Here is a 25,298-nt window from a genome sequence, read left to right on the forward strand (position 1 = left end):
TTAATCCACAATTAATGATAATCAGTAAGAGCATGTAAGATTTACAATTTTTTTAAACTATTTCTTAAAATGTATATATTTTTTTGGCGATTTTCTTTATCGCCTGATTTATAGCATCAATCAAATGGAGCCTGCGCCCTTCTCTACGGCGTCCAGCACGCGCATGATGTTGCCCCCCCATATTTTCTCAATATCCTTGGCCGAATAACCTCTTTGGACCAGTTCCTCGGTGATAGCGCCTATCTGGCTCACGTCGTGCAGACCGATCACTTCTCCTCCGCCATCCAAGTCCATCCCAATACCTACATGATCCACGCTGGTCAGCTTTATGACGTGTTCAATGTGGTCTACAGCCTCTTTTAACGTCGGCATATCGGACTTGTATTTTTCACTAATCGCCTTCATTTCATCACGCAAAGCCTTTTTATCTGCGTCGGAAAGGTCAGTCTGACGGATTTTAAGCCTTAATGCCTTCAATGACATTTCGTGAGGCTGTGAAGGTTTTTTCACAAAACCCGGAACAAAGTTGATCTGGATCACGCCACCATTTTTGGCCAAGGTCTTGATCATATCGTCCGTCATATTTCTTGGCACGTCGCACAAAGCCCGGCAAGACGAATGCGAAGCGATTACAGGTACTTTCGTTAGTTTGATGACGTCATAAAAAGTAGAATCTGAGACATGCGAAATATCAACCATAATGCCCAGCCGGTTCATTTCCTTGACTACCTCTTCTCCAAAAGCACTTAATCCATTGAATTCAGGCCCGTCGCCATCGGTAGAGGAATCGCAGATATCGTTATTCGACGAATGGGACAATGTAATATACCTGAGTCCCAAGTCGTAGTATTGTTTTAGGTTGGTAATGTCCTTGCCGACAGGCCAGCCGTTTTCCATACCTATAAATACGACTCTCTTGCCTTCTTTTTGCAAACGGTATGCATCCTTGGAAGTTGTGGCAATGCCAGCTGTCCCCGGATTCAACCTTACTGCTTCATGGATTTTTTCGAAAATTGCCAGTGCTTTTGTCTTAGCTTCTGCATTGGCCTCGTCGGTACGCTTCCCCTGGCCGAGATACACAGCAAAAAACATTCCATCCATTCCGCCTTTGATCATCCGTGGAAAATCAATCTGTGAACGGTCGTTTTCATAGTCGTGCTCCACCGCAATGTCGAAGCCCGGCTTCATCATATTAATAGGTACATCGGCATGGGTGTCGATGGTGAGTGCTTTGGCGTGGATTTTGGCAGCCTTGGGAGACATTTTCACCGGCGCGGTCTGCGCCAGCGTCATGAGCGGTAACGATAACAATAATAGAAGCTTTTTCATCGAAGAGTGAATAACTGGTGATTGATTGAAGGAATAATACCTGTTTTTAAGTTGAGCCTTTTTTTCTAAAAAATCAACTGCACCGCCTCTTTCCTTATTTTACTCCTAATTATACATTATATGGTTCAATTGAAAACAAGGTTTCATTATTTTTTGACTATTCTTACCAAGATTTCTACGCTTTCAACCTTTAATAACCATCATTCCCGAATTTTATCTATTCCAAAATGGCACCTACTTTCTTCGCAGATCAGGCCGATTTCCGCAAATGGCTGGCAGAAAATCACCAAAAAGAAACTGAATTGCTGGTGGGGTTCTACAAAGTGGGCAGTGGTAAAGCAAGCATGAGTTGGTCAGAGTCAGTAGATCAGGCGCTGTGTTTTGGCTGGATTGATGGCGTTCGTAAATCGATTGACGATCAGAGTTATACCATTCGCTTTACTCCGCGTAAACCGGGAAGCATCTGGAGTGCTATCAATATCAAGAAAATAGAAGATCTTTCGGAAAAAGGTTTGATGCAACCGGCCGGGATGGCCAGCTATGCAAAACGAAAAGAGCATAAATCGAAAATTTATTCTTACGAAAAAGAACCCGAAATACTTTCCGAGGAATTTGAAAAGCAGTTCAGAGCTAATGAAAAGGCCTGGGAATTTTTCCAAAAACAAGCCCCATCCTATCAGAAAGCAGCTATTCACCTTGTCATGACAGCAAAAAGAGAAGAAACGCGTATCAGCAGGCTCGAAACATTAATCAGAGATAGCGAGAACGGTACCAAAATAAAACAACTGAGTTACTAGCATACCAATCCTCCTTAATAAACATGATGAAATTTTTCACCTCCCGAATCTTTCCATTCCAAAATTCCGCATTAATATTCTTATTGGTACCAGTCATTTTTAGCGGCTGCAAATCGACGCAAAAGCAGCCAGGTGGCAGTTCAGCAAAACATATAAGCGTCCAGGAAGACTTTATGTACCAATATTCGATCATTGATGCGCTGATGGCTGGTGTGTTTGACGGTGACCTTAATATGTCCCAGCTGAAAAAGAAAGGTAATTTTGGTATTGGCACATTCAACAAAGTTGACGGGGAGCTCCTGATGGACCAGGGCCGTGTCTATAAGATCAGTTATGACGGTTCTGTAAAGGAAGTACCTGACTCCGACAGTACATCCGCAGCTTTCGTCAAATTTTTCAAAGCGGATACCATCATTCATTTGAAGGGAAACCTGACTTACGAAGCGGTACAAGAACAGCTCGCCAAGATTCTCAACCCAAATGGCATTTACGCGCTTCGGATAGCCGGAAATTTCACAACAATGACCACACGCGCCGCGAGGCCAGCCAAGCCGCCCTACACTTCGCTGCCCGACCATCTGAAAGTCAATCAAGCCGTATTTAACCTGACAAACACCAAAGGAATCTGTGATGGGTTTCTGCTGCCACCCTATCTTGCCAGGACCAATGTACCGGGCTTTCATTTGCATTATCTGGCCGATGACAGGAAAGCCGGAGGACATATATTCAGCTTTACGACAAGTTCGGTAACCGTTGAAGTAGACATTGCGAAAGGCTTTACCATTGAGAACAATACCAATAACGAGTTCCGTAACGTCAACCTGAAACCCGATCGCGGCGCTGAACTCAGGAAAATTGAGTAGACGACGTGTTATGACGCCGCTGCAAATCCTATCTTTATGGAAAATCTCAGCGCTTATTCAATGAAAAGACGTTTTATTTGTCTGATACTGACCTGTCTGACAGGCCTGGCAGCGCAGGCGCAGGTCACTTATTTCGCTGACATGCTCGGTAAAGGCTTCAAGCAGGCCACCATCATTCAACCTTCTGATTATGAAGGAAGTGTAACCTGTACGATCATCAAGAAAAGCACTCCCGAAAAAAGCAACAAAGCTGTATTATATGTGCATGGCTTCAATGACTATTTCTTTCAGGAGGAAATGGCGGAACGGTTCATCAAAGAAGGTTACAATTTTTACGCGGTAGATCTCCGGAAATACGGCAGATCGTGGCTGCCAAGCCAGAAATTCAACAATGTCAGGGACTTGTCTGAATATTTCGCGGACATTGATACCACATTGTCCATCATCAAAAGCGAAGGATCAGATAAAGTGCTATTGAGCGGGCATTCACTGGGCGGGCTGATTGTTTCGTTGTATGCCGATGCCAGAAACGGCAAGGAATTGTTCGATGCGGTGCTGCTCAACAGTCCTTTTTTTGATATGCCCGTCAAATCCGGCTTAAAAAAAACAGCCTTACCTCTGATTGTAAAAAGAGCCGAAAAGCATCCCGAAACTTCGATCGACGCAGGATTAAGCCCTCTTTATGGCGAAAGTCTGCACAAAGACGCGCACGGAGAATGGTCTTACAGCCTTGGCTACAAGCCACACATTGCACCACCCGTTAATTTTGGTTGGATGAGGGCGGTACATTTGGGACAAGTAAAAGTTTCACAAGGATTACAGATCAGCAAACCCGTGCTGGTACTGCATTCCGCCAAATCCATTGATGAAAAGAAATGGAGCGACATCATGTTCACCGGCGACGCCGTGTTGAATGTCACCGAAATAGCATTGCAAGCCCAAAATATCGTCGGCCAATACAGCATTCAAGCCGTCCAGGGCGGCATGCACGATCTGATCCTTTCGAAGAAACCTGTGAGGGAGGAGGTTTATTCTACTATTTTCAACTGGGCGAAGCGGGTTGTTAAGTAATGCCTCATATCCTGCAAAACTTCCAGAAAAATATCTTCACCAGGCGATTTATGCGGTGTACTGATTCTATAAGGTAATCACGAGAGATTGAAGTTTCCGAAAGTTGGCGCGAAGCTCCCGTCGAAAGTTGGCGCGAAGTTGGCGCGAAGCTCCCGCTTCGTGCCTCCTATTCCAAGGCCTCCGGCCGAAAAAAATTCCCGCAAAAGCTGTTACTTCTCAAAACACCAAGCGTCAAAAGAGGAAACTCTACCTTATGTCCGAAAAATATAGATTTCACAAAGACGGCCTTTTCTTCGTCACCATGACCGTAGTCGGCTGGATCGACGTATTCACCCGTAAAAAATACGCCGACGAAATTATCAAAAACCTAAATTACTGCATCGAACACAAAGGTCTGGAAGTTTACGAATTCTGTATTATGTCCAATCACTTGCATTTGATTTGTTCAGCAAAGGATGGTGAAGTTGGGAAAGTGATCAGAGATTTTAAAAGTTTTACCGCCAAGGAAATCATCAGATTAATTGACGAAAATCCACAAGAAAGCCGCAAAGAATGGTTGCTTTATATGTTCAGGTACTTTGCAAAAGGATCCAGTCCGAAATGCGAATTTCAGTTTTGGCAGCATCATAATCACCCGATATGGCTCGAATCCAGGAGATTTATATTGCAAAGGACAAGATATATTTGGAACAATCCGGTAAAAGCTGGGATTGTCAGTGAGCCGCAGCATTATATTTATAGTAGTGCCAACCCTGATACTGAACTGAAACTTTCCTGACGAGGCTGGTGCGAAGGTAAACCTTCGTACCGATTATTCGCAGGCCTCCGGCCGGTCAATACTGTCCAGTTTATCTCGCATATCCGGCCAGAGGCCTTAGAATAGTTGGTCCGAACATGACGTTCGAACCAGCTTGGTTACGGTTTGGGGTGGCAATTGCGGCAAAAAAACGGAATCATAACCGTTAGTTAACCCATCCCTGCCGATGATGAATCCGCAACTCAAACGACTGCACAAAAGACAATATCCTTCCTAATTTTCAAGTGCGATTACCATTTCGACATCATGCATGTCAACAAATTCTTGTTTCACAATATACCCGGCAGAGAGCAGGTGCAAGTCCTGAACATTTCAAGGTCGTCTTGGTTGGTCGCAGCACTGTCGGGTTTTCATTTTAAACATTAAAATTTATGCGATCAACTAAAACACTAAAAACCATTCCGAAACCCGCCAAACCAAAACGCCCGGATGTACGGAGCCTTAAAATCCAACCCAAAGTCAGACGTAGCTTCTACAAAGAAACATTCGTCCCCGAGATCAAACTTGCCGGAGAATGGCTGCGAAACCTGGGTTTTGAGTCTGGAAGCCAGGTAAAGATTACCACCATGCAGCAGCTTTTGATCATTACACCACTGGAATAAATAAAGAGACCGTTTCAGATGAACGAAACGGTCTCTTTATATCGTTTTTTAGAAATCACTTCCAACGACATTAACTCTCAAATTGGCTTCGGAAAATAGTTTTTCCAAACTGATAATACATTATATTGGCTTTCTGTTAACACAAAAATTCAATCGATATATCATGCAAATCAGCGACCTTAAAATCCTTTTCTTCGACATCGGCGGTGTTCTTTTGAGTAATGGCTGGGGCCATGAATCCCGGATTCTGGCGGCCGAGAAGTTTGGTCTCAATTATAAGGAAATGGACCAGCTCCACAATTTCATCTTCAATGTGTACGAAATAGGGAGCGTTAACCTGGATCAATATCTTGACACCGTGATATTTAACCACCCAAGAGATTTTGTCCGGGAAGATTTCAAGGAATTTATGTATTCGCAATCGGTAGAGTTGCCGGGAATGCTGGCTTGGCTGAAAGAGTGGAAAAAAGATTGCGGTTTCCGCATCATTTCAATCAATAATGAAGGTAAGGAGCTGAACGATTACCGTGTTCAGAAGTTCAAACTGCACACTTGTTTTGACGCATTCATTTCCTCTTGTGAAGTAGGGATGCGTAAGCCTGACCCTAGTATTTTCAAGCTGGCAATGGGCATCGCGCAGGCAACACCCAGCCAGTGTGTATATTTCGACGATAGGATCATGTTCGCTAATATGGCCAAAACGCTTGGTCTAAGAGCTTTTCAGCACACCAGTTTCGAATCAACCAGGGAAATTCTGGAAGATTTGAAAAAAGAGCAATTCGACCGGGTCGGCCCTGTCGGCTAGTCAGAAGGTGCTATCATCAGCGGAAGGCCCATAAATGGGAGGTCTCAGGAACCCTTTCGAGACGCTATTTAGTAGAAGCAATTCTACTTCCAGTTCTTTGAGATAGGCTGCGGCCAAAACTGTGTTTTCCATGAGTTTAGTTTTTTGTATTTTTTCCTAAAAACAGTGCCTGACATTCCGTTGCCATTATGAAATCAAATCGTTTATTTTCGACACAATAAATATTTATTTCACCTTCTAACCTTCCGCATTTAAAAATTTAACACACTATTTTTATGAATTTCAAACGCCCTTCTAAAACGCTTATCGCCCTAGGTGTCCCGGTCATTTATGCATTGACATTGACAACAATTTTCGGGCTGCATTCCTGGACGGACATTTTATCTGTCATGTCTATTTCCTTCCTATTTTGCTTGCCAGCGGTCATTGGGGCATTCACTGTATATCTTTCCAATGAACAAAATGTCGCCTCGCTGCCCTACCGGATTTTTATTCCCTGGATACCACTTTTTTCGTTTGTAGTAATTACATTATTTTTTCAGATAGAAGGCTGGGCATGCTGGGTTATGATTTTGCCTTTTTTTATGGCCTCCGCGTCTCTTGGCGGCTTACTGGGAGGGTACCTGAAAGCAAGGCATAATCGTCGGAATCATATCCATGTTTTTGTTTTTGCCTTGCTTCCCTTTTTACTTTCGCCGATTGAAAATATGATCGGTACCATTCCCGGTACTTATCGCGCAAATACAACAATTGACATTGCCGCACCCGATTCTGTGATTTGGCGACACGTGACAAGAGTTTCCGAAATCCCGGAAAACGAGGATAAGGGCTGGCTTACAAGATCATTGGGGTTCCCAAGACCTGTGAGAGCTGAGCTGAACTTTGAAGGGCCGGGAGCTTCCCGGGAAGCAATTTTCACCAATGGCCTGATCTTTCATGAAACGGTTTTGAAATACGCTCATTTGCAAAAAATGGTATTTTCCATCAAAGCCAATCCTTATGAAATCCCATCGACAACGATGGACAAGCATATTGTCATCGGGGGAGCGTATTTTGATGTGCTAACGGGGACTTATGAACTGGAAAAACTTGGCCAAAATCGCTATCGGCTGCATTTATACAGTCATTTCAAATTGAATACTAATTTCAATTTCTACGCAAGCTGGTGGGCAAGATGGATTATGCAGGACATTCAGAACAATATCCTGCAAATTGTAAAAAGACGGGCGGAAAAAGGTGCGCCCCTTGTGAATTAATCTTACCGTTAAATTACTTTTTCTAAAAGACGCCTGGTATGACAGTGTAATTTTATAAATTCAACACACTGACTGTCAACCTCCTCATCTTATGGAATCAGCTTCGCTCATACAGCCCGTTCAGTCAACCGAACGTATCCATGTTCTTGATGCAATCCGCGGTTTTGCCCTGCTTGGGATTCTGCTCATGAACATTCCCTATTTCGCTTTTCCGGAAGAAACCGTCTCCAATCTGAACATTCGAAATGAATACAGCGGTCTCAATTATTACGCCTGGTGGATCGTCAATTTGTTTTTCGAAGGATCAATGCGTGGATTATTTTCCATGATGTTTGGGGCTGGAATGATTTTGCTGACTACCCGGCTCTCCAATAATGTAATGATCGACAGCGCGGCGGAAATCTACTACCGGCGAATAATCTGGCTTTTAGTTTTTGGTTTGATAGATGCCTACATCATACTCTGGCCTGGCGATATCCTCTATTCGTATGCCATTTGCGGGCTATTCCTCTTCCCTTTCCGTAGCATGAAACCCAAGTACTTGCTCATTGTCGCCGGTATTTTAATGGTATTGTTCACCATTAAGGTGAGTTACCAGCGCGGCGGACCGCTAAGGAACAAAATCGCCGCCGAAGCAATTCTGAAAAAGCAACTTCCCCCTGGAAAAATGACCCTGGACCAAAAAGAAATCGTCGACAAATGGAAAGGATTTCAGGAAAATCAAAAGCTTGAAAATAAGAAGAAAGCAGTTACCTCAGATGTCAGAAAAACAAAAGGCTCTTATGCCACCCTCTTCTCACATTACGCCGAAGTCAACACCTTTCTGGAAACCAATGAGTTTTACCAATCGACCTTTTTAGACTGCCTGATCTTTATGATCATTGGAATTGCATTCTACAAATTGCAAATCCTGACCGGTGAAAGAACGATGAAATTTTACTTCCTCATGTCGCTCATTGGATATGCAATTGCCTTTCCATTAGTCTACTATAAATTAAATATTGCTCTCCAAGCAAAGTTCGATATAATCAAAATCACGGAAAAATCAGCATTGTTTACCTACGAAATACGCAGGCTGTCTCTGACGATCGGCCACCTCGGGACGTTGATGATATGCTATAAATCAGGTGCATTTCGCTTTATTTTCAATATTTGGGCGAAAGTAGGCCAAATGGCATTTAGTAACTATCTGGTCCAGAACATGATAGGCGGACTGATATTCTATGGTTTCGGTTTCAATTATTTCAATGAGCTGGACCGTTACCAGTTGTACCTCGTCGTTCCGTGCATTTGGCTCGTCAATGTTCTTTTCAGCTATATCTGGCTCAATTATTTCCGGATGGGCCCGTTTGAATGGATTTGGCGTTCGCTGACTTACTGGAACATTCAGCCAATTGCAAAAAAAGCGGAGAAACCGGTACTGCAACCGAGCATTTAACCCTATCCGACCGTTCAAGTAAGTAGTCCGGAAGGGCTGAGCAGGCAATTAATGAACAAACTACTCGTGTCTGTGGTTACCAGAACTATGAAGTGAATCTGCGGATTGTCCCGTGGATTCGCTTTTTTTAAACAGAACGATATGTCAATTACGAAAGAATCCGAGCTCACCGGAATGCAGGAAGCGAGCAAAGCGGTTGCTACTACGCTTCAAAAAATGAGAGATTACGCCAAACCCTGTATGACTGCCAAGGAATTGGACGACTTCGGAGGCAAAATATTGAATGAGCTCGGCGCCAAATCAGCCCCAAAACTTACATACGGTTTCCCCGGCTGGACATGCATCAGCATCAATAATGAAGTAGCACACGGTGTTCCTTCCGACAAGAAAATACTGGCAGAAGGCGACCTGGTTAACATTGACGTCTCTGCCGAATTGAATGGATTCTGGTCTGACAATGGCGGCTCATTTGTATTGGGTGAGGACATTCACAACCATCAGCACCTGGTAAATACTTCAAAAAAAATTCTTCAAAAGGCTTTGAACAGCATCAAAGGCGGTGTAAGGATTGCGGACATCGGTCGCCTGATCGAAACGGAAGCCAAGAAATCCGGTTATAAAGTGATTAAAAACCTGACAGGCCACGGAATCGGCAGAAGCCTGCACGAGGAACCACACGAAATCGCCAACTACTACGAACGCTCCAATCTGACCCGTTTCAGAAAAAACAGTGTTGTAGCTATCGAAACCTTCATTTCTACGCATTCTACCATTGCCGGAACAGCGGAAGACGGCTGGACACTGGTAGGTACCCGGGGAGGCTACGTCGCGCAACACGAACATACGATCATTGTTACCGACGGAAAACCGGTGATCCTGACCGAAATGAATGGAATTTTTAACTGATCAGGACCAAAATCCCTGAACCAGAATCCCCAGCGGAGAATCTTCCCGCCTTTTCAATTCCTTCCGCAGCTGAACGCAGGTAGGAATATGTCCTGAAATGTAGACATTGGAGTTGGCCAGAGGCTTGTCCTTCGTCCATTTCAGGATCGAATGTAGCCCGCCGACATCTCTTTGTCTCACCGGCTGGATTTTCCAGCTGAAATATTCCGCAAATTCTTCCCGGTGGCTTTCCTGGGCTATCGTAATGGCGCCGGTAATTCCTCTCCCTCCTGCCAGCTGTTGCAATGCAAGATAGTGCCCAATGCAGCTCATATCGCCAAAAACCACCATCTCGCCATAGTCGGCAGGCCGGTGAAAAGTAGCCCCTACTCCCACATAAGTAATGCTGTCGCCTTCTCTGAGCGACTTGATCCAGCGGCTCCCCGGGCCATTTTGTTCTGCATTGATATATAATGTACAGGTGCGGATATCCTCATCCCAGCCTGCGGGGGTGTAGTCGCGGTACACGCCTGGCGCGACTCTGATTTTTATATGTTGAACACGTTTCCAGCCGCTCATATCCATATCAGGAAAATGGACGTCTACTTCAAAAAAAGTGGCAGGTTCCCATGCCCGGATCGCCAGTACCGTCCCGGTTTTAGCCATTGCGGTTTCAAACAGTCTGATTGCTTTTTGTTTAATGATGTTCATTTCTTGTAAAGTTGATGTTTTTGAAGGCTGACGTTCCAGCCGATTTTTTACTTTACAAAAAAACGATTGCTTTTGAAGCTGATAAATAGAGAATCAATGGTAATGATTGGACTATTCGCGGTATTCATCACGAAACTGGCCCGGTGACTTGCCGGTAACCTTGCGGAAAAGTCTTGAAAAATAGGTATGATCTTCATAACCCAGCGAAAATGAAATTTCCTTGACACTGAGATTGGTATAGTAAAGCAGCCTTTTCGACTCCATTATCACTTCATTTTGTATCCAGTGGCTGACAGATTGGCCCGTCGTTTCCTTTACCGCTTCATTGAGATACGAAGGACTAATGTTCATCGCTGCGGCATAGGCGGCAGGACTTTTTACGGTTTTATATTGCCCGGCAAGTAATTTTCTAAACTCCGAAGTAATGATTGCAGGCCTTAAATTTCCCGATGGATTCTTTCTTATTTCGCTTTCGAAAAGACAGGCGAATACGCTCAGGCAAACTTTGAGCATGTTTTGCAGGATAATCTGCTTGTGATCCTCAGATGATTTTGAAATGTCGCTCAGCAACGACAAGCTCTTTGAAAGCGTTTCAGATTGCTGCTCGGTAATGCATACGGGCATGCCATTCTGGGCGTATTCCTCTACGACTGCACGTTGCCACTCATCCAGCGCCGTCATATCAGTAGCCAAAAACCAGCCTGTGGCGTCGAATGTATCCGTGAGATAATGTACCTGGCCCGGCAGAATGCAAAAAACACCGCATCCATGCAGCCTGACTTCGCGAAAATCAACCATTAAACAACTGTACCCCTTTTCCTGAAAAAAGAAATTGCCATGATTGTCCCGGTGTACGCCCAAATCCATCGCAATCGCATCATCCGTCCTTTCGATCTTATGAACAGCTATTCCCATTACAGAGTCGTCGCTCAGATAATGCAGCGGAATGTCAGTCTTTTTAGGCATTTGAAACGCATTAATGTTTACTCAAAATTACATCTGCCCCGTCTTTTTTCAGTTTCAATGAGCGGTCAAGCAAGTCGGTGGCTTGCAGCACTTTGTTTTTTAGAAAATACGGGTACCCCGGATTTTCCTTCAAGAATGAATGTGCAATGGTGGCCGCCTCGGGAGAAGAATGCCCTGCAAATGTGTTGTGCAGCCAGCGCGTCGGGAAAAATATATCGCCGGTGAGCTGAATTTCCTGCAAAAGGTCCAGCGAAGGACGCAGATACTTAATCGCGCTTTTCGCTCTCAATGGATGGTGCAGGTACGACAGAGCATCGAGTACCCAGGCTTCTTTTTCCCTCTTCTCTTCCTTTTTTAATGATTCAAAAAACGCGTCGCGTTTGCCTTCCTCGGGACTCAATGCAGGGATTACAAACTGCATTCTGGCTTTACGATCCGGGTTTTTGGTGTTTTTCAATTGTTCGGCAAGAATCGCGTCAGCATTTCCTTTTCCTTTCAATGCCAGTTCATAGGCCAATGAGATTTTATCTTCTTCCGACAAAACAAGGTCTTTTACCACCAGCTTATCATTCCAAAGCGACTCCATTTTTTTCCACCCGTCATCACTCACTGCCAGGCTTTTGAATGCACGGAAATAGGAAGTTTTCACACCTTTATCTTTGGTTTCAAGCAGAAGGCCCCACATGGTTTTCTCCACCCGGTCCTGATATAGCTGACGTTGTCTGTCATTCAGAAACGTCCACCAGGTTGTTTGTAGGTTACCCAGCAAATAGTCAATCAGCAGCGGGTTGTTCTCTTTGGGTAAAGTGATAAGCAGGTCATTCACAAATCGTTCCGGCTCAGCACCATCTCCACGAAGCAGCCCTTCCCAAATATTGACCAGCATGGCACCTCTGAAAACCGGATTCGAAAACAGCGGATCTTTAAGATTGTAATGCTTCATAAAGTAAGCCTTACCCGCCGTATCCATTTTAAAATACCCATAACCGGTACCATCATAATTGGGGAAAACTAACTCGGCCGACGCATTCTTGACCGTTTTGAAAACGAGTGGCTGCTCCCAGTTCCTACCCGATATCGAATCCTTTTTTTGCAAGATCTGAATGCTATCAACCCCTTTACTGACTTCGTATTCCGGCATATCAGGCGTTTTCACCCACACATTGCTCCATTCAGTAATGTTCTGCGGCGTGTTTTTATCAATGATTCCAATGAGGTCGTCCCACCGGGCATTGCCGAACGAGTACGTTTTAAGGTACTCCTGCAAACTTTGCTGCATCAGCTTTTCGCCTATTTTTCTTTCCAGCTGACGCATCACGATCGGTGCTTTCATGTAAATGATCGCGCCATATAATGTGCCGGCATTTTTAAGGTTCCCCAGTTTCTGTAATATCGGATTGGTACCTGCGGTCCTGTCTACCTCATACGCATTCGGGTAATGTGCGAGTAGGAAACGGAGCTCATGATTGATCTCAGGAAAACTTGGATGAACGATTTTGGCAGCCATAAAATTGGCGAAAACCTCTTTCAGCCACACGTCATTGAACCAATCCATCGTCACCAGGTCGCCAAACCACATATGCGCCGACTCGTGCGCAATCACACTGGCACGCGCCATACGCCTGTTTACCGATGCATTTTCGTCCAAAAACAGCGATGGTTCGTTGTAAAATATTGACCCAGGGTGCTCCATTCCGCCATATTGAAACGAAGGCAGCAGCACAAAATCAAATTTCCCGAACGGATAATCAATGCCGGTATAATTTTCCAGCCAAGTCACCGCTTTAGAATGCAACTCAAACACTTCATCCCGGTTACGGTTCACTTTCGAAGTATCAGTTTCGCGATAATACATGGTCATTTCGCGACCATTCAAAGATTTTGTTGCTTTAAAAAATTTCCCGGCTGCAAATGCGAAGAGATACGAGCTGATCGGTTTGGTTTTTGCAAAGCGGTACACACTCTTGCCATTTTCCGAAGTTTTAGCTTCCAAAGCTCCATTCGACACCGCTTCCCAGGTTGCCGGGGTTTTCAATGTGAGACTGTAAGTCGATTTCAGGTTGGGCTGATCAAACAACGGAAAGCAAGTGGAAGCCCGGTCCGGGACAAAGAGCGTATATAAATACTCCTCACTTCGGTTCAAGGACAAATCACCGGCAATGAATGTAATCGTGATCTCATTCTTACCTTTTCCCAAATGCTCAGGCGAAATGATAATATGTTCATTTTCAAATGTGTAAGGAATATTTTCGCTCTTTTTCTCCACTTTCAAAAGGTGAGATTTCTCCGAATTGAAGTCCAATACTAATGCAGAATCGAGCGAATGGAGATTAAAAGTGATAGTTTCCTTACCATTGACCTGCTCACTTTTCTTCGCCGGAATGTCGAGTGCTATCTCGTAGTGAATGCTATCGATGGTTTTCTTCCGGTATTCATTCAATGCAAACGAAACACCTTTTTCAGGAAGTGGAGCTTGATAATTTTGACAACCTAATGTTGTTAAGACAATTACAAACAATAAATAAATTTTCCGCATATTTGAATTTCAAAAACATGGGCAAACTAACCAAATAACCCAAGAAATAATGACAATAAAAGGCTTGCTCACAAAAATTTCGGGATCTTTATTTTTTACACTTCTCCTACTCATTACTTATTCCCAAGCCCAGACGCTGGCTCCGCTGAGTGTTGAAAAAATAATGAGGGACCCTAAAATGTGGATCGGGACATCACCGTCGGACATTACCTGGTCTGATGATTCTAAAACTATCTATTTCAATTGGAATCCTGATAAAAATGCGGCGGATTCACTTTATGGCTACAACATTGCCGACAAAAAAATCAGCAAAATAGCACCCGCAGACCGTAAGACATTGCCCGGCAGAAACGGAATTTACAACCGGCTGCATACCCTCAGGTTGTACGAGAAGAATGGTGACATTGCGCTGATCGGGTACCAGAATTTTACCACGCGGCAGCTTACCAATACAGCCGAACGTGAAAGCAATCCCTCGTTCAGCGGCAACGAAATAAGCATCATTTTCGAACGCGGCAACAATCTGTTCAGTCTTTCGCTCGGTACCGGGCTCCTAAGCCAACTGACCGATTTCAAAACAGCTACCAAAAAATCGGAGACAAAGCCGGGAGATCAGGAAAAATTCCTGAAAGAAGATCAGCTTTCGATGTTTGATATTTTAAAGGAAAGAAAAGACAAAAAAGATGCCGGCAAAAAGATCACGGAATCTGAAAAACCCGCACATCCGAAAGAAATTTACCTGGGCGAAAAAAACGTTTCCAACCAGAACGTAAGTCCGGACGGGAAGTTCATTACCTACCGTCTCACTCAAATTGATAAAACAGCCAAACCCACCATTGTACCTAATTATGTGACAGAATCGGGCTTTACCGAGGACATTTCTGGCCGGACAAAAGTAGGTGCACCGGCTTCCAGCTATGAATTCTGGGTGTACGACATTAAAAAAGACACTACCAGGCAAATAAGTATGAAGGATATTCCCGGCATTCATGACAAGCCAGATTACTTGAAAGATTATCCCAAACTGGACACAGCCTGGAAAAACAAAGAGCGGGAAGTCATCGTGCACGGCCCATTCTGGTCTGAAAATGGCCAAAATGCAGTGGTAGTAGTTCGATCGCTGGATAGTAAAGATCGCTGGATCATGACATTTGACCCGGAATCGGCAGCGCTAAAATTACTGGACAGGCAGCGCGACGAGGCGTGGATCGGCGGGCCTGGAATTGGCGGCTATCCCCAAAGTGCAGGAGAAATCGGCTGGCTTGACGAGCAGACGGTCTATTTCCAAAGCGAAGAATCGGGTTACTCGCATTTGTACAGCCTGAATGTATCGACTGGCAAGAAAACTGCGCTGACGTCTGGTAAATTTGAGGTTCAGAACGTGGTATTGTCAAAGGACAAAAAGACATTCTACATCATCACCAATGAGGTACACCCCGGCGAGCAGCATTTGTATCGTATGCCCGCGAGCGGCGGCGGGCGCGAACGCCTCACACATCATGCGGGCGCGTACGAGGCTACTTTATCCCCCGATGAAACGCGGTTTGCACTTCGCTATTCACAAAGTACCGCGCCCTGGGAGTTATACATCATGGACAACCCTGCGCCCGGCAAAAAAGCTGAACCACAAAGAATTACCGAGTCGGTCACCAAAGAATTTTTATCCTACAAATGGCGCGAAGCAAAGGTCGTAACCATTAAAGCGACGGACGGCCAAAACATTTATGCAAGGGTTTACGTACCCAAAAAATCCAATGGTAAAGCTGTGATTTTTGTGCATGGAGCTGGTTACCTTCAAAATGCACACAAATGGTGGAGCCAGTATTTTCGCGAATACATGTTCCATAACCTCCTCACCGACAAAGGCTACACGGTTTTGGACCTGGATTACCGCGCCAGTTCGGGGTACGGCCGCGACTGGCGGACAGGAATTTACCGGTTCATGGGCGGTAAAGACCTGACTGACAATACCGACGGCGCGAAATGGCTGGTCAAAACCTATGGCATTAATCCGAAGAAAATAGGTATTTACGGTGGCTCGTATGGCGGCTTCATAACATTAATGGGGCTATTCACGACGCCAGACGTTTTCACGGCCGGTGCAGCATTACGGCCAGTGACCGATTGGGCTTCATACAATCAGGGCTACACGGCTAATATTCTCAATGAGCCACAAGCCGACAGCCTCGCTTATCGTAAAAGCTCCCCCATTTACCACACCGCCGGGTTGAAAAACAATCTGCTCATTTGCCACGGAATGGTTGACGTGAATGTGCACTATCAGGATGTGGTGCGTCTTTCGCAGCGGCTAATTGAGCTTGGCAAGAACAATTGGGAGCTGGCATCCTACCCCATGGAGGATCACGCATTTGTGGAAGCGTCCTCCTGGACAGATGAATACAAGCGGATATTGAAGCTTTTTGAAGAGAAATTGTGACAAAATATTCGCGCTTGATTCGAAAAGTTTAAAAAGTATTGACCTTATTAAATGATGAATAAGAATTAGAATTCAACAAAAAAGAAGGTCATAAAAGAGTAATTACAAAATAGCAGCTGCTTATATCCCTGACCGGCGTGACCGGACATGATCCAAACGACCTTTACTTATCTTAAAATGAATAGACTTTTCAGGAAAATAAAACCACTTGTATTAATGCAGGCCGCGTTTGCGGTAGCTTTTGTTTCCGTTTCGCAAGCGCAGGTTGGCGTGGGTACCAAAGCCCCAAAAGGCGCCGAGGTTTATCTGGACGGCAGCCGCAAAATGCTGGATGAAAAATGGATCTACTGGGAAGGCCCCCGTTTTAAAGCCAAACCACCGATCAAATGGACCGTTGTCAATGATCCTGTTGACAAGGGAACCGTGATCAATTGCAATGATCCGGCCTCCGCGGGCGGGTTGTATGGTGCTGCGGACATTGTCACGAAAAAACAGTTCAAGGATTTCCGTGCGCACGTGGAGTTCTTCATTACCAAAGAAGGTGGAAACAGTGGTGTTTACCTGCAAAACAGATATGAAATTCAGGTTTTGGACGGCGACACAACTTCGCATGGAATGGCGGCGGTGATCAACGAGTCCAAGTCGCCTTACTATGCTTACAATGGCATCGGTAAGTGGAATTCGTACGACATCCTGTTCAGAGCAGCACGATTTAAAGATGGAAAACTAGTGGAACAACCAATGGTTACCCTTTATTTTAACGGAAAGAAAGTGCATTCCAACCAGAAGATCAGCCAGGTTTGGGGCGGGCCGAACTCCGGTATCGACGGCGGTAATGATGGAGGAAAAGGCATTACCGATACGCCGGGTGGTTTGAAATTACAATCCGAAGGTCACGATGTACTTTACCGCAACATCTGGATCAAGGAAATGGAACTGGAAAAGCCTGATACTGACTTTTAGCAAACAAAAAGCATACGCATTACCCGTTCTGAGCAATTGGAGCGGGTATTTTTTTGCTTAAATGTGACGTCCGGTTAGCACATTAACCATATATATGATTTAATTGCCGGAAAAAGATCATTCAGTTACATGGAACAAAGAGTTGTATTTGATTTTGAAATTGAATTTACCAACGGCGGCGGTATCCAGGGGCAGGATTTCCGGCTTGATATCAGTGGGGAAAGCATTTCCGACAAAGAACTGGCGGATCACATTGTCCAGGACCTGAGGCTGTTGATGGTGGGAAAAGTCAATATTCTCAACAAGTTTTACATTCAGGAAAAGCACAAGCGCACACCTGCAGATGCTCCGTCACCTGAAAAACTCATTGACCTGAGCCATACGATTTTCGATGGGCTCGTTACCTATAAAGGCCTTCCTGCACCCATCATCTGCGATTTCCTGAGCAGGGAAAATTCGAGAGGAAAGTATGAAGAAGGTACCGAATTTCAGATCGGGAAAATTGAAATGGTAAGTAATACCGGAACCTACATTGACTGCCCTTTTCACCGGTATGAGCACGGAAAAGACCTTTCGGAGGTTAATCTGGAAGCTTTCGCAAACCTGGAAGCCGTTACGATCGATGCTGCCAATGCAATGGAAATCGGCGCTGATTATTTTAAAGGCCTGGAAATAAGGAACAAAGCGGTCCTGGTGCGGACGGATTGGTCTAAAAACTGGAATACAGATGCTTACTTCGAAAATCATCCATTTTTGACAAAGGAGGCAGCGGAATATCTGGTGGAATGCGGCGTGAAACTGGTGGGTATCGACAGCCATAACATTGACGATACCCGTGGAAATAGCAGGCCGGTCCACACTATCCTGCTCGGTGCCGAGATCCTTATCGTTGAGCACTTGTGCAATCTCTACCAGCTTCCGGAAAGCAACTACCTTTTCAGCGCCGTGCCCCCCAAATTCAAGGGAGTAGGAACATTCCCGGTCAGGGCGTTTGCTACATTACCTTAGTTTTCATTCAAATTTTCTGAGGATTTCATCATCCAGTGTCGGCCAGTCGGTTCGCTGGCACGGGATTGATATTTTCTGGCGGCAAAGCTCAACTTGTATGAAACTTTCAGAAAAATTCAGTTTGGCAGGAAAAACTGCTTTGGTAACCGGTTCAAGCCAGGGTATTGGTAAAGGAATTGCCATTGCATTCGCGGAATACGGAGCGGACATTATCCTGCACTATCGGAAAGACCGCGCGGAAGCAGAAGCCGTCGCGAAGGAGATCAAAAAGTCAGGCGTCAAAACCTATATCGTCAATGCTGATCTTTCTAAAGCCGGCAGCGCAAAATCCATTTTTGATCAAATTCAAAAAAAGGCGAAAATGCCTGACATTGTCGTCCTGAACGCATCGGTGCAAATACCAAAACTCTGGCAGGAAACAAACGAAAAAGATTTTGAGGTGCAGGTGAATGCCAATTTCAAATCGACGTTACTGCTTATGCAATATTTCGCCCCTGAAATGATTTCGAACGGCTGGGGAAGAATACTGACGATCGGAAGCGTGCAACAAGTGAAGCCACATCCGTCGATGATCGTTTACGCGGCGACCAAATCGGCGGTATTGAATATAGTGCAAAATGTGGCCATGCAACTGGCAGATAAAGGAATTACAGTCAATAATCTGGCACCTGGTGTAATTGATACGCCCCGCATCGATCAGGATGTCCCCGAAATGGAAGAAAGGATTTCAAAACGGCTGGAAACACCATCAGGACAACTTGGCGATCCGCAGGATTGCGCCGCGATGGCCGTCCTGCTCTGTTCAGAAGCAGGACGGTTTATTACCGGGCAAAATATATTTGTAGATGGCGGAATGAGCCTGTAAGCTACTTTTTCTTGTAGTCAATTTTAAAAATAGTACCATTCAGATCGTCTGTAACGTACAGCGCGCCGTCGGGTCCCTGTGCCAGGCCGCAAGGGCGATGCTGGATCGGGCCGCTTGGATTTGCGAGGTCAACTCCTGCGAAATTATCCGCAAAAATCTCCCATTTACCAGGCTTACCATTCACAAAAGGCACAAAAGCGACCAGGTACCCCTTTTTCAAAGACGTAGATTGATTGTGAAAAGCAATGAAGGCGCCGTTTTTATACTTTGCAGGAAACATATTACCGGTGTAAAACATCAATGCATTCGGGCCAAGGTGCGCCGGAAACGCTACCAGCGGGTTAATGGCCTTTTCGCCGGAAACCATTTTACCATCGCCGCCATATTCAGGAGCAAGGATTTTTTTGTTCTGAAAATGATCGTAATAAATGTACGGCCAGCCAGCGTCGTCACCTTCCTTGATGCGGTATAGTGTTTCAGCAGGCAGGTCGGCGCTTTGTTTTGGCGTGTAGTACTGAGGGTACATATCGTCAAATTTGCCGCGTCCGTGCGTGGTTGCGTATAAGGAATTGGTTTTGTTGTCCCAGTCGATCCCTACGGCATTTTTCACGCCAGTCGCATACCGGGTACCATCCGCAAACTTCTGATTCAGCTTGTCGGCTTTAAACTTCCAGATTCCTCCCGCAGAGTCCAGAATGGTACAGGGTGACATTCCTTTTCCCGAACCGGCCTGACGGCAATTGTCATTGTAAGAACCAATGGTAACATAAATATTGCCATTGTTGTCCAGCGCAAGCGGCTTCGCATTGTCCCGACCGTGATCCACAAGACCATCCACGATTTTCTCAGGGTTCTCAAAATCAACGATTTCCTCCTTGGCATTCAGCTTATATCTGAAAATCCCTTTATTGGAAGAGCTGTACAGGTAGCCGTTCTTAATCGCAACGCCCGTGCCCTGATAGTCACCGAAAAGCTTCTGCTCATCAATGGTACCATCGCCATTGGCATCGCGCAAAAGATACATTCCCTTCCCATCTTTCAGCTTCGAAAGCTTCACATACATATCACCATTTTTACCGACCACCATATGTCGCGTAGCACCCAGATCAGTCGCGAGGATCTTAGCTGAAAAACCTGCTGGAAGTTTCAGTTCCTTGGCTTCGATCGGGGCAGTGAATTTACTTTTTAGGGGAGGAACGTCGGTCGCATTTTTGTACGCCAAAAGGCCCGTAACTCCCGCCAGCATAAAAAATGCGCTTGCCGTTTTAATTAATTTTCTTTGCATGCAACGATTAAATTGGGTGAAAAAGGTTAATTTTATTATAGGATTACGCGAATTTCTTCGGTTCATATAAAAGCATTCCTATGAAAGTTTATTACTTGGAGTCGTCATTCATTTTTCCTTAAATAAATTTAATTTGGAATGATTTTTTTTAACATCTTTGGACATCGAACCACAAACTACCTATCCTGAGTAATTTAGTAACCTAATAAAATACTACTGCTATGAGCCCATTTGATGATGACGACGACGATTTATTTGATGACGACCTTCCCGGAAATTACCCCGCCGAAGAGGACATCTTTCGTAAGGGTCTGATAGATGCCGACATTGATCCTGAGGATATTTCCAGAGTTAAACGTGAGTTAGAGCTTGAAGCAGGAGACTGGAATGAAAAATCGTATGACGACGATCTTGTAGGCGACGACCTCGACGTTCCGGGATCAGAGCTTGACGATGATGACGAAGAGATTGGCAGAGAAGACGAAGAAAACAACTATTACAGCCTCGGCGGCGATAACCATGACGACCTGGAAGAGAACCAGGGTGATTAGTCGACCAAGAACACATAGTAAAAGCCTGATAAACTGATTATCAGGCTTTTTACATTTTAAAGCCTTTATTTTGGTCTAATTTTTACAAAAATTTAATAATTAAATGAATGTTCGTTAATATTTTAATTAAACCAATATTCTCTCTTGTTTCGTAGCCTAAGGTTGGGATATATTTGTCCTTCGCGATAATTTATGCCTCTTTATTCTATGAAAATCTCCTTACTGCTATTAATATTTGCTTTCACATTCCTTGCGTTTTCTTCCTATTCCCAAGAATCCTATGAGCTTAATTCAGGCTGGAAATGCGCCCCAGTTTCTAAAATAAAAGACCCCGGAACAACCATTTCAAAAAGTGCCTTTACCACTGAAAACTGGCAGCCTGCTGTGGTACCAGGCACGGTGTTGAGCACGATGCTGGAAAACAAGCAGATTCGCGATCCGTTTTTTGGAATGAACAACAAGCTCATTCCCGATATTTTTAACACAGGTCGCGAGTACTACACCTATTGGTTTGTAAAGGATTTTGAAGAAAATAACACTTCCGGGCAGGAAGTATGGCTGCATTTGCGGGGTGTCAATTACAGCTGCGACGTGTTTTTGAATGGAAATAAACTGAATGCTAAAACGCATGAAGGAATGTTCCTTCGCCAGTCATATAACGTCACCAAATTCATTCAGAAAACCGGCAAAAACAGGCTTGCTGTCATAGTATACCCGCCTGATCCGGTTGGCAACCCCAATGGCGGACAGGGTGGTGACGGCGCCATTGCCCGAAATGTATCGCATCAATACGTGGCCGGATGGGACTGGATACAGCCGATCAGGGACCGCAATACGGGAATTTGGGACAAAGTGATCATTGAAAAAACAGGAAAGGTCAACATCAAAAACCCACATATTGTAACGCTCGTACCAGGCAGACGAAACCCGGAAGGCAGCCAGAAACCTGCAACTATCAAAGTCTCAGCTGAGCTGGAAAATCCTACGGCTTTGCCGCAAAAAGGCACTTTGCAGTACATGCTCGACGGCAGCAAGGTTTCCAAAGAGGTCACGATTCAACCACATTCTACCATTGAAATAAAACTTCCTGACCACATTCTGAACAATCCAAAGCTTTGGTGGCCGAATGGCTATGGTGAGCAACATCTTTACACTTTCAAAATGCAGTTTGTGTTGAATGGCAAGGTTTCCGATACTGAGGAAATGAATGTAGGGGTGCGCGAAATACAGGCCGACTGGAACACGACGACGCGAAGCAAACAAATATCGGTGAACGGTCAGCGTGTGTTTATCAAGGGAGGTAACTGGATCATTTCCGACGCTATGCTGCGTTTTTCTGATGAAAGGTACAATGCTGAGGTTCGCTTCCACCGCGATATGAACCTGAACCTATTGCGGATTTGGGGCGGTGCACTGACCGAAAGACCTGAGTTTTACGAAGCATGCGACCAATATGGAATTCTGGTCATGCAGGATTTCTGGGGATCGGGAGACTGCAACGGCCGGTGGGTAGACCCGATGAAACTGGACGATCAATGGACACGAAGAAAATATCCTGATGATCACGGTCTGTTCCTAAAATCCGCTGCCGATCAGATCAAAATGATCCGGAATTTCCCTTCGCTGGCCATATGGTGCGGCGGGAATGAGATCACATTGCCTGTCGACATTATGACGCCATTGCGGGATTCTATTTTGCCACAACTGGACGGAACGCGCTGGTTTGTAGACTACTCCAACTCGGACGACATGTCGTTCAATTCGCTCGGAGGCAATGGCGACGGCCCGTACGGTATCCAGCCGCTGGACCGTTTCTGGAACTACAAAACCTGGCCATTCAACTCGGAAATAGGTTCTGTCGGTGTCGGTGACTATGAATCGCTGGAAAGATTTTTGCCCAAAGAAAACCTTATCGCCCCTGTTTATTCAGCCGATACCAAGCGTGAAAAAGTAGATTCGGTATGGCAATATCATAAGTACATTGGCTACGAGCAGTACATTGATCCATACGGAAAAGCGAAAGATGCCCGCGACTTTGGCAAAAAAGCGCAGCTCGTGAATTTTGACCAGTACCGTGCGCTGATGGAAGGTTTCAGCGCGCATATGTGGGACTGGTACACCGGGGTCATTATCTGGAAAACACAAAATCCATGGACGTCGCTGCGCGGACAAATGTACGACTACTACCTCGACCCCAATGCGTGCTTGTACGGATTACATTCGGGTAGTGAGCCGTTGCATGTCATGTACAACCCTTCCGATACCGCGGTGGCGATCGTCAATAATACGTTTAAGCACCAGTATGACCTGATGTTGGTGATCGATGCCATTGATATGAAGGGAAATAGCAAAAGTCTCGGTCAGGTTTTCGTCGAAATAGGCCCGTCCACGACGCGTAGTATTCTGGGTATCAAAAAGGAGATCAGGGAAATGGCCAAGCAAGAAGGAGTTTTCCTTTCTCTGAAACTTTTGAATGTAAAAAAAGAAACGGTTAGCAGCAACTTGTACTGGCTAGCCGATGAAAAAGGCAATTACAGTGGTCTGCAAAGCATTCAAAAATCGCAGGTCAGTATTACCAGCCGCGAGGTGCAGAAAGGCAAAATCGCTGTGACACTTGCCAATCCGGCGGGAGGTCCGGTTGCATTCTTCAACCGGTTATCACTACTCGATCCAAAAACTAAAAAACGCCTTTTACCAGTGTTCTACGAAGATAACTACGTCTCAATCCTACCAGGCGAAAGTAAGACGGTAACATTGGAATACACTCCAAACAAGGAAGTTTCACCGTTGTTATCGGTGGAGGGTTGGAATGTAGAGGAGAAGTTGGTGAAGATTGACAAATAGTAGCTATTGAATCACTTTTTCAGTGCTTCATGCAATAAGTATGATTAATTATCAGACGGCTTTATCTAAAAAACGACTTAGAACATGGCCGCGTTTACTGCCGAAGCTTTCAAAAAAGAACTGGTTGCTATTCTTGATTATTGGGAAAAATATGGCCCAGATCCTGAGAAAGGCGGTTTTTACGGTCAGGTTAGCTACGAAAACGAGCCTGTAAAAGATTCGCCGCGCTCGGTGGTATTGACAGGCAGGCTATTATGGACGTTTTCACTGGCGCACAGGCTTTTTAAAGAAGTAAAGTATCTGACATTAGCCGACAGGGCCTACCAACAGCTTGTTAAAAGTTTTATTGATACAGAACACGGCGGCGTATACTGGTCTGTGAAGGCAGACGGATCGCCACTGGAAACCAAAAAACAGATATACGGCAATGCTTTCGCGATGTACGGCCTGAGCGAATACTACCGCATTACCCACCATCAGCCCGCTTTGAATCAGGCAAAGGATTTATTTAACATCATTGAAAAACATGCTTTCGATCCTGTAAACGGCGGATACCGCGAAGCTTTCGCCCGTGACTGGTCCAATACGGATGATTACATTCTCAGCAAAAGTCCCTGGATCAAGAGCATGAACACGCATTTGCATTTGGTGGAAGCCTACACGAATTTATACAGCGTGTGGCCGGATGCCAAACTCAAAAAGCAGACTTCTGACATGCTGGAAGCGATTATCACGCACATTGTGAATCCCGAGACCAACAGTATGCAATTGTTCTTTGACGAAAAATGGAAGCCAAAAGACAACATTATTTCCTACGGTCACGATATCGAAGCTTCCTGGCTGCTATTTGAAACTGCGGAAGTTCTTCACGACGAAAAGCTCATTGAAAAAATGAAGAAAAAATCCATTCAAATGGCGACTGCCGTCAACAAAGGCCTGGGCGCCGATGGCGCCCTCAACTACGAATACGATCCCGAAACCAAGCATACCCAAACGGACCGTAGCTGGTGGGTAGCCGCCGAACAGCTGGTCGGATTTTACAATGCATATGAACTGACCAAAGACAATCAGTTCAAAATCAAGGCTGAACGGAGCTGGGATTATATTATCAATGAATTTGTCGACAGGGACAAAGGTGAATGGTTTGGTACAGTCAAAGAAGACGGTACGCCCGTGAAAGGTGCCAAAATCAGTTTCTGGAAATGTCCTTACCATAATGCCCGTGCCTGCGCCGAAATGTGGCGACGGATTCAAAAAGCCTAAAACCAG

At 45.0% G+C, this 25,298-nt stretch carries 22 protein-coding genes; 16 read left to right on the forward strand and 6 right to left on the reverse strand.

What is annotated here, in order from left to right:
- Positions 1-120 precede the first annotated feature (120 nt).
- Positions 121-1,329 carry a dipeptidase gene (locus ON006_RS13990; RefSeq protein WP_244820413.1) on the reverse strand — a complete coding sequence of 403 codons (1,209 nt, stop codon included), beginning with the start codon at positions 1,327-1,329 and terminating at the stop codon, positions 121-123.
- Positions 1,330-1,556: 227 nt separating this feature from the next.
- On the opposite strand from ON006_RS13990, the gene ON006_RS13995 reads away from it, so the two are divergent.
- The 6 genes from ON006_RS13995 to ON006_RS14020 all read left to right on the forward strand — a co-directional run bounded on the left by ON006_RS13995 (position 1,557) and on the right by ON006_RS14020 (position 6,284).
- Positions 1,557-2,126: a YdeI/OmpD-associated family protein gene (locus ON006_RS13995; protein WP_244820414.1), complete on the forward strand. Its 570-nt coding sequence runs from the start codon at positions 1,557-1,559 to the stop codon at positions 2,124-2,126.
- Between the two features lie 23 nt (positions 2,127-2,149).
- Positions 2,150-2,989 (forward strand): acetolactate decarboxylase, encoded by an 840-nt coding sequence (gene budA, locus ON006_RS14000; protein WP_244820415.1) that lies wholly within the window; start codon positions 2,150-2,152, stop codon positions 2,987-2,989.
- A gap of 36 nt (positions 2,990-3,025) precedes the next feature.
- Positions 3,026-4,060 (forward strand): alpha/beta hydrolase, encoded by a 1,035-nt coding sequence (locus tag ON006_RS14005; RefSeq protein WP_244820416.1) that lies wholly within the window; start codon positions 3,026-3,028, stop codon positions 4,058-4,060.
- Between the two features lie 253 nt (positions 4,061-4,313).
- Positions 4,314-4,838, forward strand: a complete 525-nt coding sequence (locus tag ON006_RS14010; RefSeq protein ID WP_244820417.1) for an REP-associated tyrosine transposase — start codon at positions 4,314-4,316, stop codon at positions 4,836-4,838.
- 410 nt (positions 4,839-5,248) lie between these two features.
- Positions 5,249-5,479, forward strand: coding sequence for a SymE family type I addiction module toxin (locus ON006_RS14015; RefSeq protein ID WP_244820418.1), 231 nt, complete (start codon positions 5,249-5,251; stop codon positions 5,477-5,479).
- A gap of 163 nt (positions 5,480-5,642) precedes the next feature.
- Complete coding sequence (locus ON006_RS14020; RefSeq protein ID WP_244820419.1) at positions 5,643-6,284, forward strand: HAD family hydrolase; 642 nt, start codon at positions 5,643-5,645, stop codon at positions 6,282-6,284.
- Here ON006_RS14020 and ON006_RS14025 read toward each other — a convergent pair whose 3' ends face one another.
- Positions 6,285-6,416 (reverse strand): hypothetical protein, encoded by a 132-nt coding sequence (locus ON006_RS14025; protein WP_255772872.1) that lies wholly within the window; start codon positions 6,414-6,416, stop codon positions 6,285-6,287.
- 143 nt (positions 6,417-6,559) lie between these two features.
- Here ON006_RS14025 and ON006_RS14030 point away from each other — a divergent pair, with 143 nt between their 5' ends.
- The 3 genes from ON006_RS14030 (at position 6,560) to map (ending at position 9,884) form a co-directional block, all read left to right on the forward strand.
- Positions 6,560-7,540, forward strand: coding sequence for a hypothetical protein (locus ON006_RS14030; RefSeq protein ID WP_244820420.1), 981 nt, complete (start codon positions 6,560-6,562; stop codon positions 7,538-7,540).
- A gap of 91 nt (positions 7,541-7,631) precedes the next feature.
- Positions 7,632-8,978, forward strand: coding sequence for a DUF418 domain-containing protein (locus ON006_RS14035; RefSeq protein ID WP_244820421.1), 1,347 nt, complete (start codon positions 7,632-7,634; stop codon positions 8,976-8,978).
- A 141-nt stretch (positions 8,979-9,119) separates the two neighbouring features.
- Complete coding sequence (gene map, locus ON006_RS14040; RefSeq protein WP_244820422.1) at positions 9,120-9,884, forward strand: type I methionyl aminopeptidase; 765 nt, start codon at positions 9,120-9,122, stop codon at positions 9,882-9,884.
- Here map and ON006_RS14045 read toward each other — a convergent pair whose 3' ends face one another.
- The 3 genes from ON006_RS14045 to ON006_RS14055 form a co-directional block, all read right to left on the reverse strand.
- Positions 9,885-10,574: a ferredoxin reductase domain-containing protein gene (locus tag ON006_RS14045; RefSeq protein ID WP_244820423.1), complete on the reverse strand. Its 690-nt coding sequence runs from the start codon at positions 10,572-10,574 to the stop codon at positions 9,885-9,887.
- 111 nt (positions 10,575-10,685) lie between these two features.
- A complete protein-coding gene (locus ON006_RS14050; RefSeq protein ID WP_244820424.1) occupies positions 10,686-11,540 on the reverse strand; it encodes a helix-turn-helix domain-containing protein in 855 nt (284 codons plus the stop codon).
- A 10-nt stretch (positions 11,541-11,550) separates the two neighbouring features.
- On the reverse strand, positions 11,551-14,076 hold the full coding sequence (locus tag ON006_RS14055) for a M1 family metallopeptidase (RefSeq protein ID WP_244820425.1): 2,526 nt from the start codon (positions 14,074-14,076) through the stop codon (positions 11,551-11,553).
- Between the two features lie 49 nt (positions 14,077-14,125).
- Between ON006_RS14055 and ON006_RS14060 the strand changes: the two genes are divergently transcribed.
- The 4 genes from ON006_RS14060 to ON006_RS14075 all read left to right on the forward strand — a co-directional run bounded on the left by ON006_RS14060 (position 14,126) and on the right by ON006_RS14075 (position 19,349).
- On the forward strand, positions 14,126-16,513 hold the full coding sequence (locus ON006_RS14060) for a S9 family peptidase (RefSeq protein WP_374760210.1): 2,388 nt from the start codon (positions 14,126-14,128) through the stop codon (positions 16,511-16,513).
- 177 nt (positions 16,514-16,690) lie between these two features.
- Positions 16,691-17,476: a 3-keto-disaccharide hydrolase gene (locus ON006_RS14065; RefSeq protein ID WP_244820426.1), complete on the forward strand. Its 786-nt coding sequence runs from the start codon at positions 16,691-16,693 to the stop codon at positions 17,474-17,476.
- 129 nt (positions 17,477-17,605) lie between these two features.
- Positions 17,606-18,484 carry a cyclase family protein gene (locus ON006_RS14070; RefSeq protein WP_244820427.1) on the forward strand — a complete coding sequence of 293 codons (879 nt, stop codon included), beginning with the start codon at positions 17,606-17,608 and terminating at the stop codon, positions 18,482-18,484.
- 97 nt (positions 18,485-18,581) lie between these two features.
- Complete coding sequence (locus ON006_RS14075; protein WP_244820428.1) at positions 18,582-19,349, forward strand: SDR family NAD(P)-dependent oxidoreductase; 768 nt, start codon at positions 18,582-18,584, stop codon at positions 19,347-19,349.
- A gap of 1 nt (position 19,350) precedes the next feature.
- Here the strand turns inward: ON006_RS14075 and ON006_RS14080 are convergent, their stop codons facing one another.
- Positions 19,351-20,634 carry a PQQ-dependent sugar dehydrogenase gene (locus ON006_RS14080; RefSeq protein ID WP_244820429.1) on the reverse strand — a complete coding sequence of 428 codons (1,284 nt, stop codon included), beginning with the start codon at positions 20,632-20,634 and terminating at the stop codon, positions 19,351-19,353.
- Positions 20,635-20,855: 221 nt separating this feature from the next.
- Here ON006_RS14080 and ON006_RS14085 point away from each other — a divergent pair, with 221 nt between their 5' ends.
- The 3 genes from ON006_RS14085 (at position 20,856) to ON006_RS14095 (ending at position 25,292) form a co-directional block, all read left to right on the forward strand.
- Positions 20,856-21,185 carry a hypothetical protein gene (locus tag ON006_RS14085; protein WP_244820430.1) on the forward strand — a complete coding sequence of 110 codons (330 nt, stop codon included), beginning with the start codon at positions 20,856-20,858 and terminating at the stop codon, positions 21,183-21,185.
- A gap of 207 nt (positions 21,186-21,392) precedes the next feature.
- Complete coding sequence (locus ON006_RS14090; RefSeq protein WP_244820431.1) at positions 21,393-24,029, forward strand: glycoside hydrolase family 2 protein; 2,637 nt, start codon at positions 21,393-21,395, stop codon at positions 24,027-24,029.
- Positions 24,030-24,113: 84 nt separating this feature from the next.
- The gene (locus ON006_RS14095; protein ID WP_244820432.1) at positions 24,114-25,292 is read left to right on the forward strand and encodes an AGE family epimerase/isomerase; all 1,179 of its coding nucleotides are present in this window, start codon (positions 24,114-24,116) and stop codon (positions 25,290-25,292) included.
- Positions 25,293-25,298: the final 6 nt, after the last annotated feature.

It is taken from the genome of Dyadobacter pollutisoli, from assembly GCF_026625565.1.
Taxonomy (GTDB): Bacteria; Bacteroidota; Bacteroidia; order Cytophagales; family Spirosomataceae; genus Dyadobacter; species Dyadobacter pollutisoli.

What these genes read in the sequence shown, in the direction of transcription:
- ON006_RS14075 (WP_244820428.1), top strand. Translation starts at nt 18,582, where the DNA reads ATGAAACTTTCAGAAAAATTCAGTTTGGCAGGAAAAACTGCTTTGGTA.
- ON006_RS14025 (WP_255772872.1), bottom strand. Translation starts at nt 6,416, where the DNA reads ATGGAAAACACAGTTTTGGCCGCAGCCTATCTCAAAGAACTGGAAGTA.
- ON006_RS14065 (WP_244820426.1), top strand. Translation starts at nt 16,691, where the DNA reads ATGAATAGACTTTTCAGGAAAATAAAACCACTTGTATTAATGCAGGCC.
- ON006_RS14055 (WP_244820425.1), bottom strand. Translation starts at nt 14,076, where the DNA reads ATGCGGAAAATTTATTTATTGTTTGTAATTGTCTTAACAACATTAGGT.
- ON006_RS14095 (WP_244820432.1), top strand. Translation starts at nt 24,114, where the DNA reads ATGGCCGCGTTTACTGCCGAAGCTTTCAAAAAAGAACTGGTTGCTATT.
- ON006_RS13995 (WP_244820414.1), top strand. Translation starts at nt 1,557, where the DNA reads ATGGCACCTACTTTCTTCGCAGATCAGGCCGATTTCCGCAAATGGCTG.
- ON006_RS14060 (WP_374760210.1), top strand. Translation starts at nt 14,126, where the DNA reads ATGACAATAAAAGGCTTGCTCACAAAAATTTCGGGATCTTTATTTTTT.
- ON006_RS14035 (WP_244820421.1), top strand. Translation starts at nt 7,632, where the DNA reads ATGGAATCAGCTTCGCTCATACAGCCCGTTCAGTCAACCGAACGTATC.
- ON006_RS14080 (WP_244820429.1), bottom strand. Translation starts at nt 20,634, where the DNA reads ATGCAAAGAAAATTAATTAAAACGGCAAGCGCATTTTTTATGCTGGCG.
- ON006_RS14050 (WP_244820424.1), bottom strand. Translation starts at nt 11,540, where the DNA reads ATGCCTAAAAAGACTGACATTCCGCTGCATTATCTGAGCGACGACTCT.
- ON006_RS14030 (WP_244820420.1), top strand. Translation starts at nt 6,560, where the DNA reads ATGAATTTCAAACGCCCTTCTAAAACGCTTATCGCCCTAGGTGTCCCG.
- ON006_RS14010 (WP_244820417.1), top strand. Translation starts at nt 4,314, where the DNA reads ATGTCCGAAAAATATAGATTTCACAAAGACGGCCTTTTCTTCGTCACC.
- ON006_RS14090 (WP_244820431.1), top strand. Translation starts at nt 21,393, where the DNA reads ATGAAAATCTCCTTACTGCTATTAATATTTGCTTTCACATTCCTTGCG.
- ON006_RS13990 (WP_244820413.1), bottom strand. Translation starts at nt 1,329, where the DNA reads ATGAAAAAGCTTCTATTATTGTTATCGTTACCGCTCATGACGCTGGCG.
- budA (WP_244820415.1), top strand. Translation starts at nt 2,150, where the DNA reads ATGATGAAATTTTTCACCTCCCGAATCTTTCCATTCCAAAATTCCGCA.
- ON006_RS14045 (WP_244820423.1), bottom strand. Translation starts at nt 10,574, where the DNA reads ATGAACATCATTAAACAAAAAGCAATCAGACTGTTTGAAACCGCAATG.
- ON006_RS14070 (WP_244820427.1), top strand. Translation starts at nt 17,606, where the DNA reads ATGGAACAAAGAGTTGTATTTGATTTTGAAATTGAATTTACCAACGGC.
- ON006_RS14020 (WP_244820419.1), top strand. Translation starts at nt 5,643, where the DNA reads ATGCAAATCAGCGACCTTAAAATCCTTTTCTTCGACATCGGCGGTGTT.
- ON006_RS14085 (WP_244820430.1), top strand. Translation starts at nt 20,856, where the DNA reads ATGAGCCCATTTGATGATGACGACGACGATTTATTTGATGACGACCTT.
- ON006_RS14015 (WP_244820418.1), top strand. Translation starts at nt 5,249, where the DNA reads ATGCGATCAACTAAAACACTAAAAACCATTCCGAAACCCGCCAAACCA.
- map (WP_244820422.1), top strand. Translation starts at nt 9,120, where the DNA reads ATGTCAATTACGAAAGAATCCGAGCTCACCGGAATGCAGGAAGCGAGC.
- ON006_RS14005 (WP_244820416.1), top strand. Translation starts at nt 3,026, where the DNA reads ATGGAAAATCTCAGCGCTTATTCAATGAAAAGACGTTTTATTTGTCTG.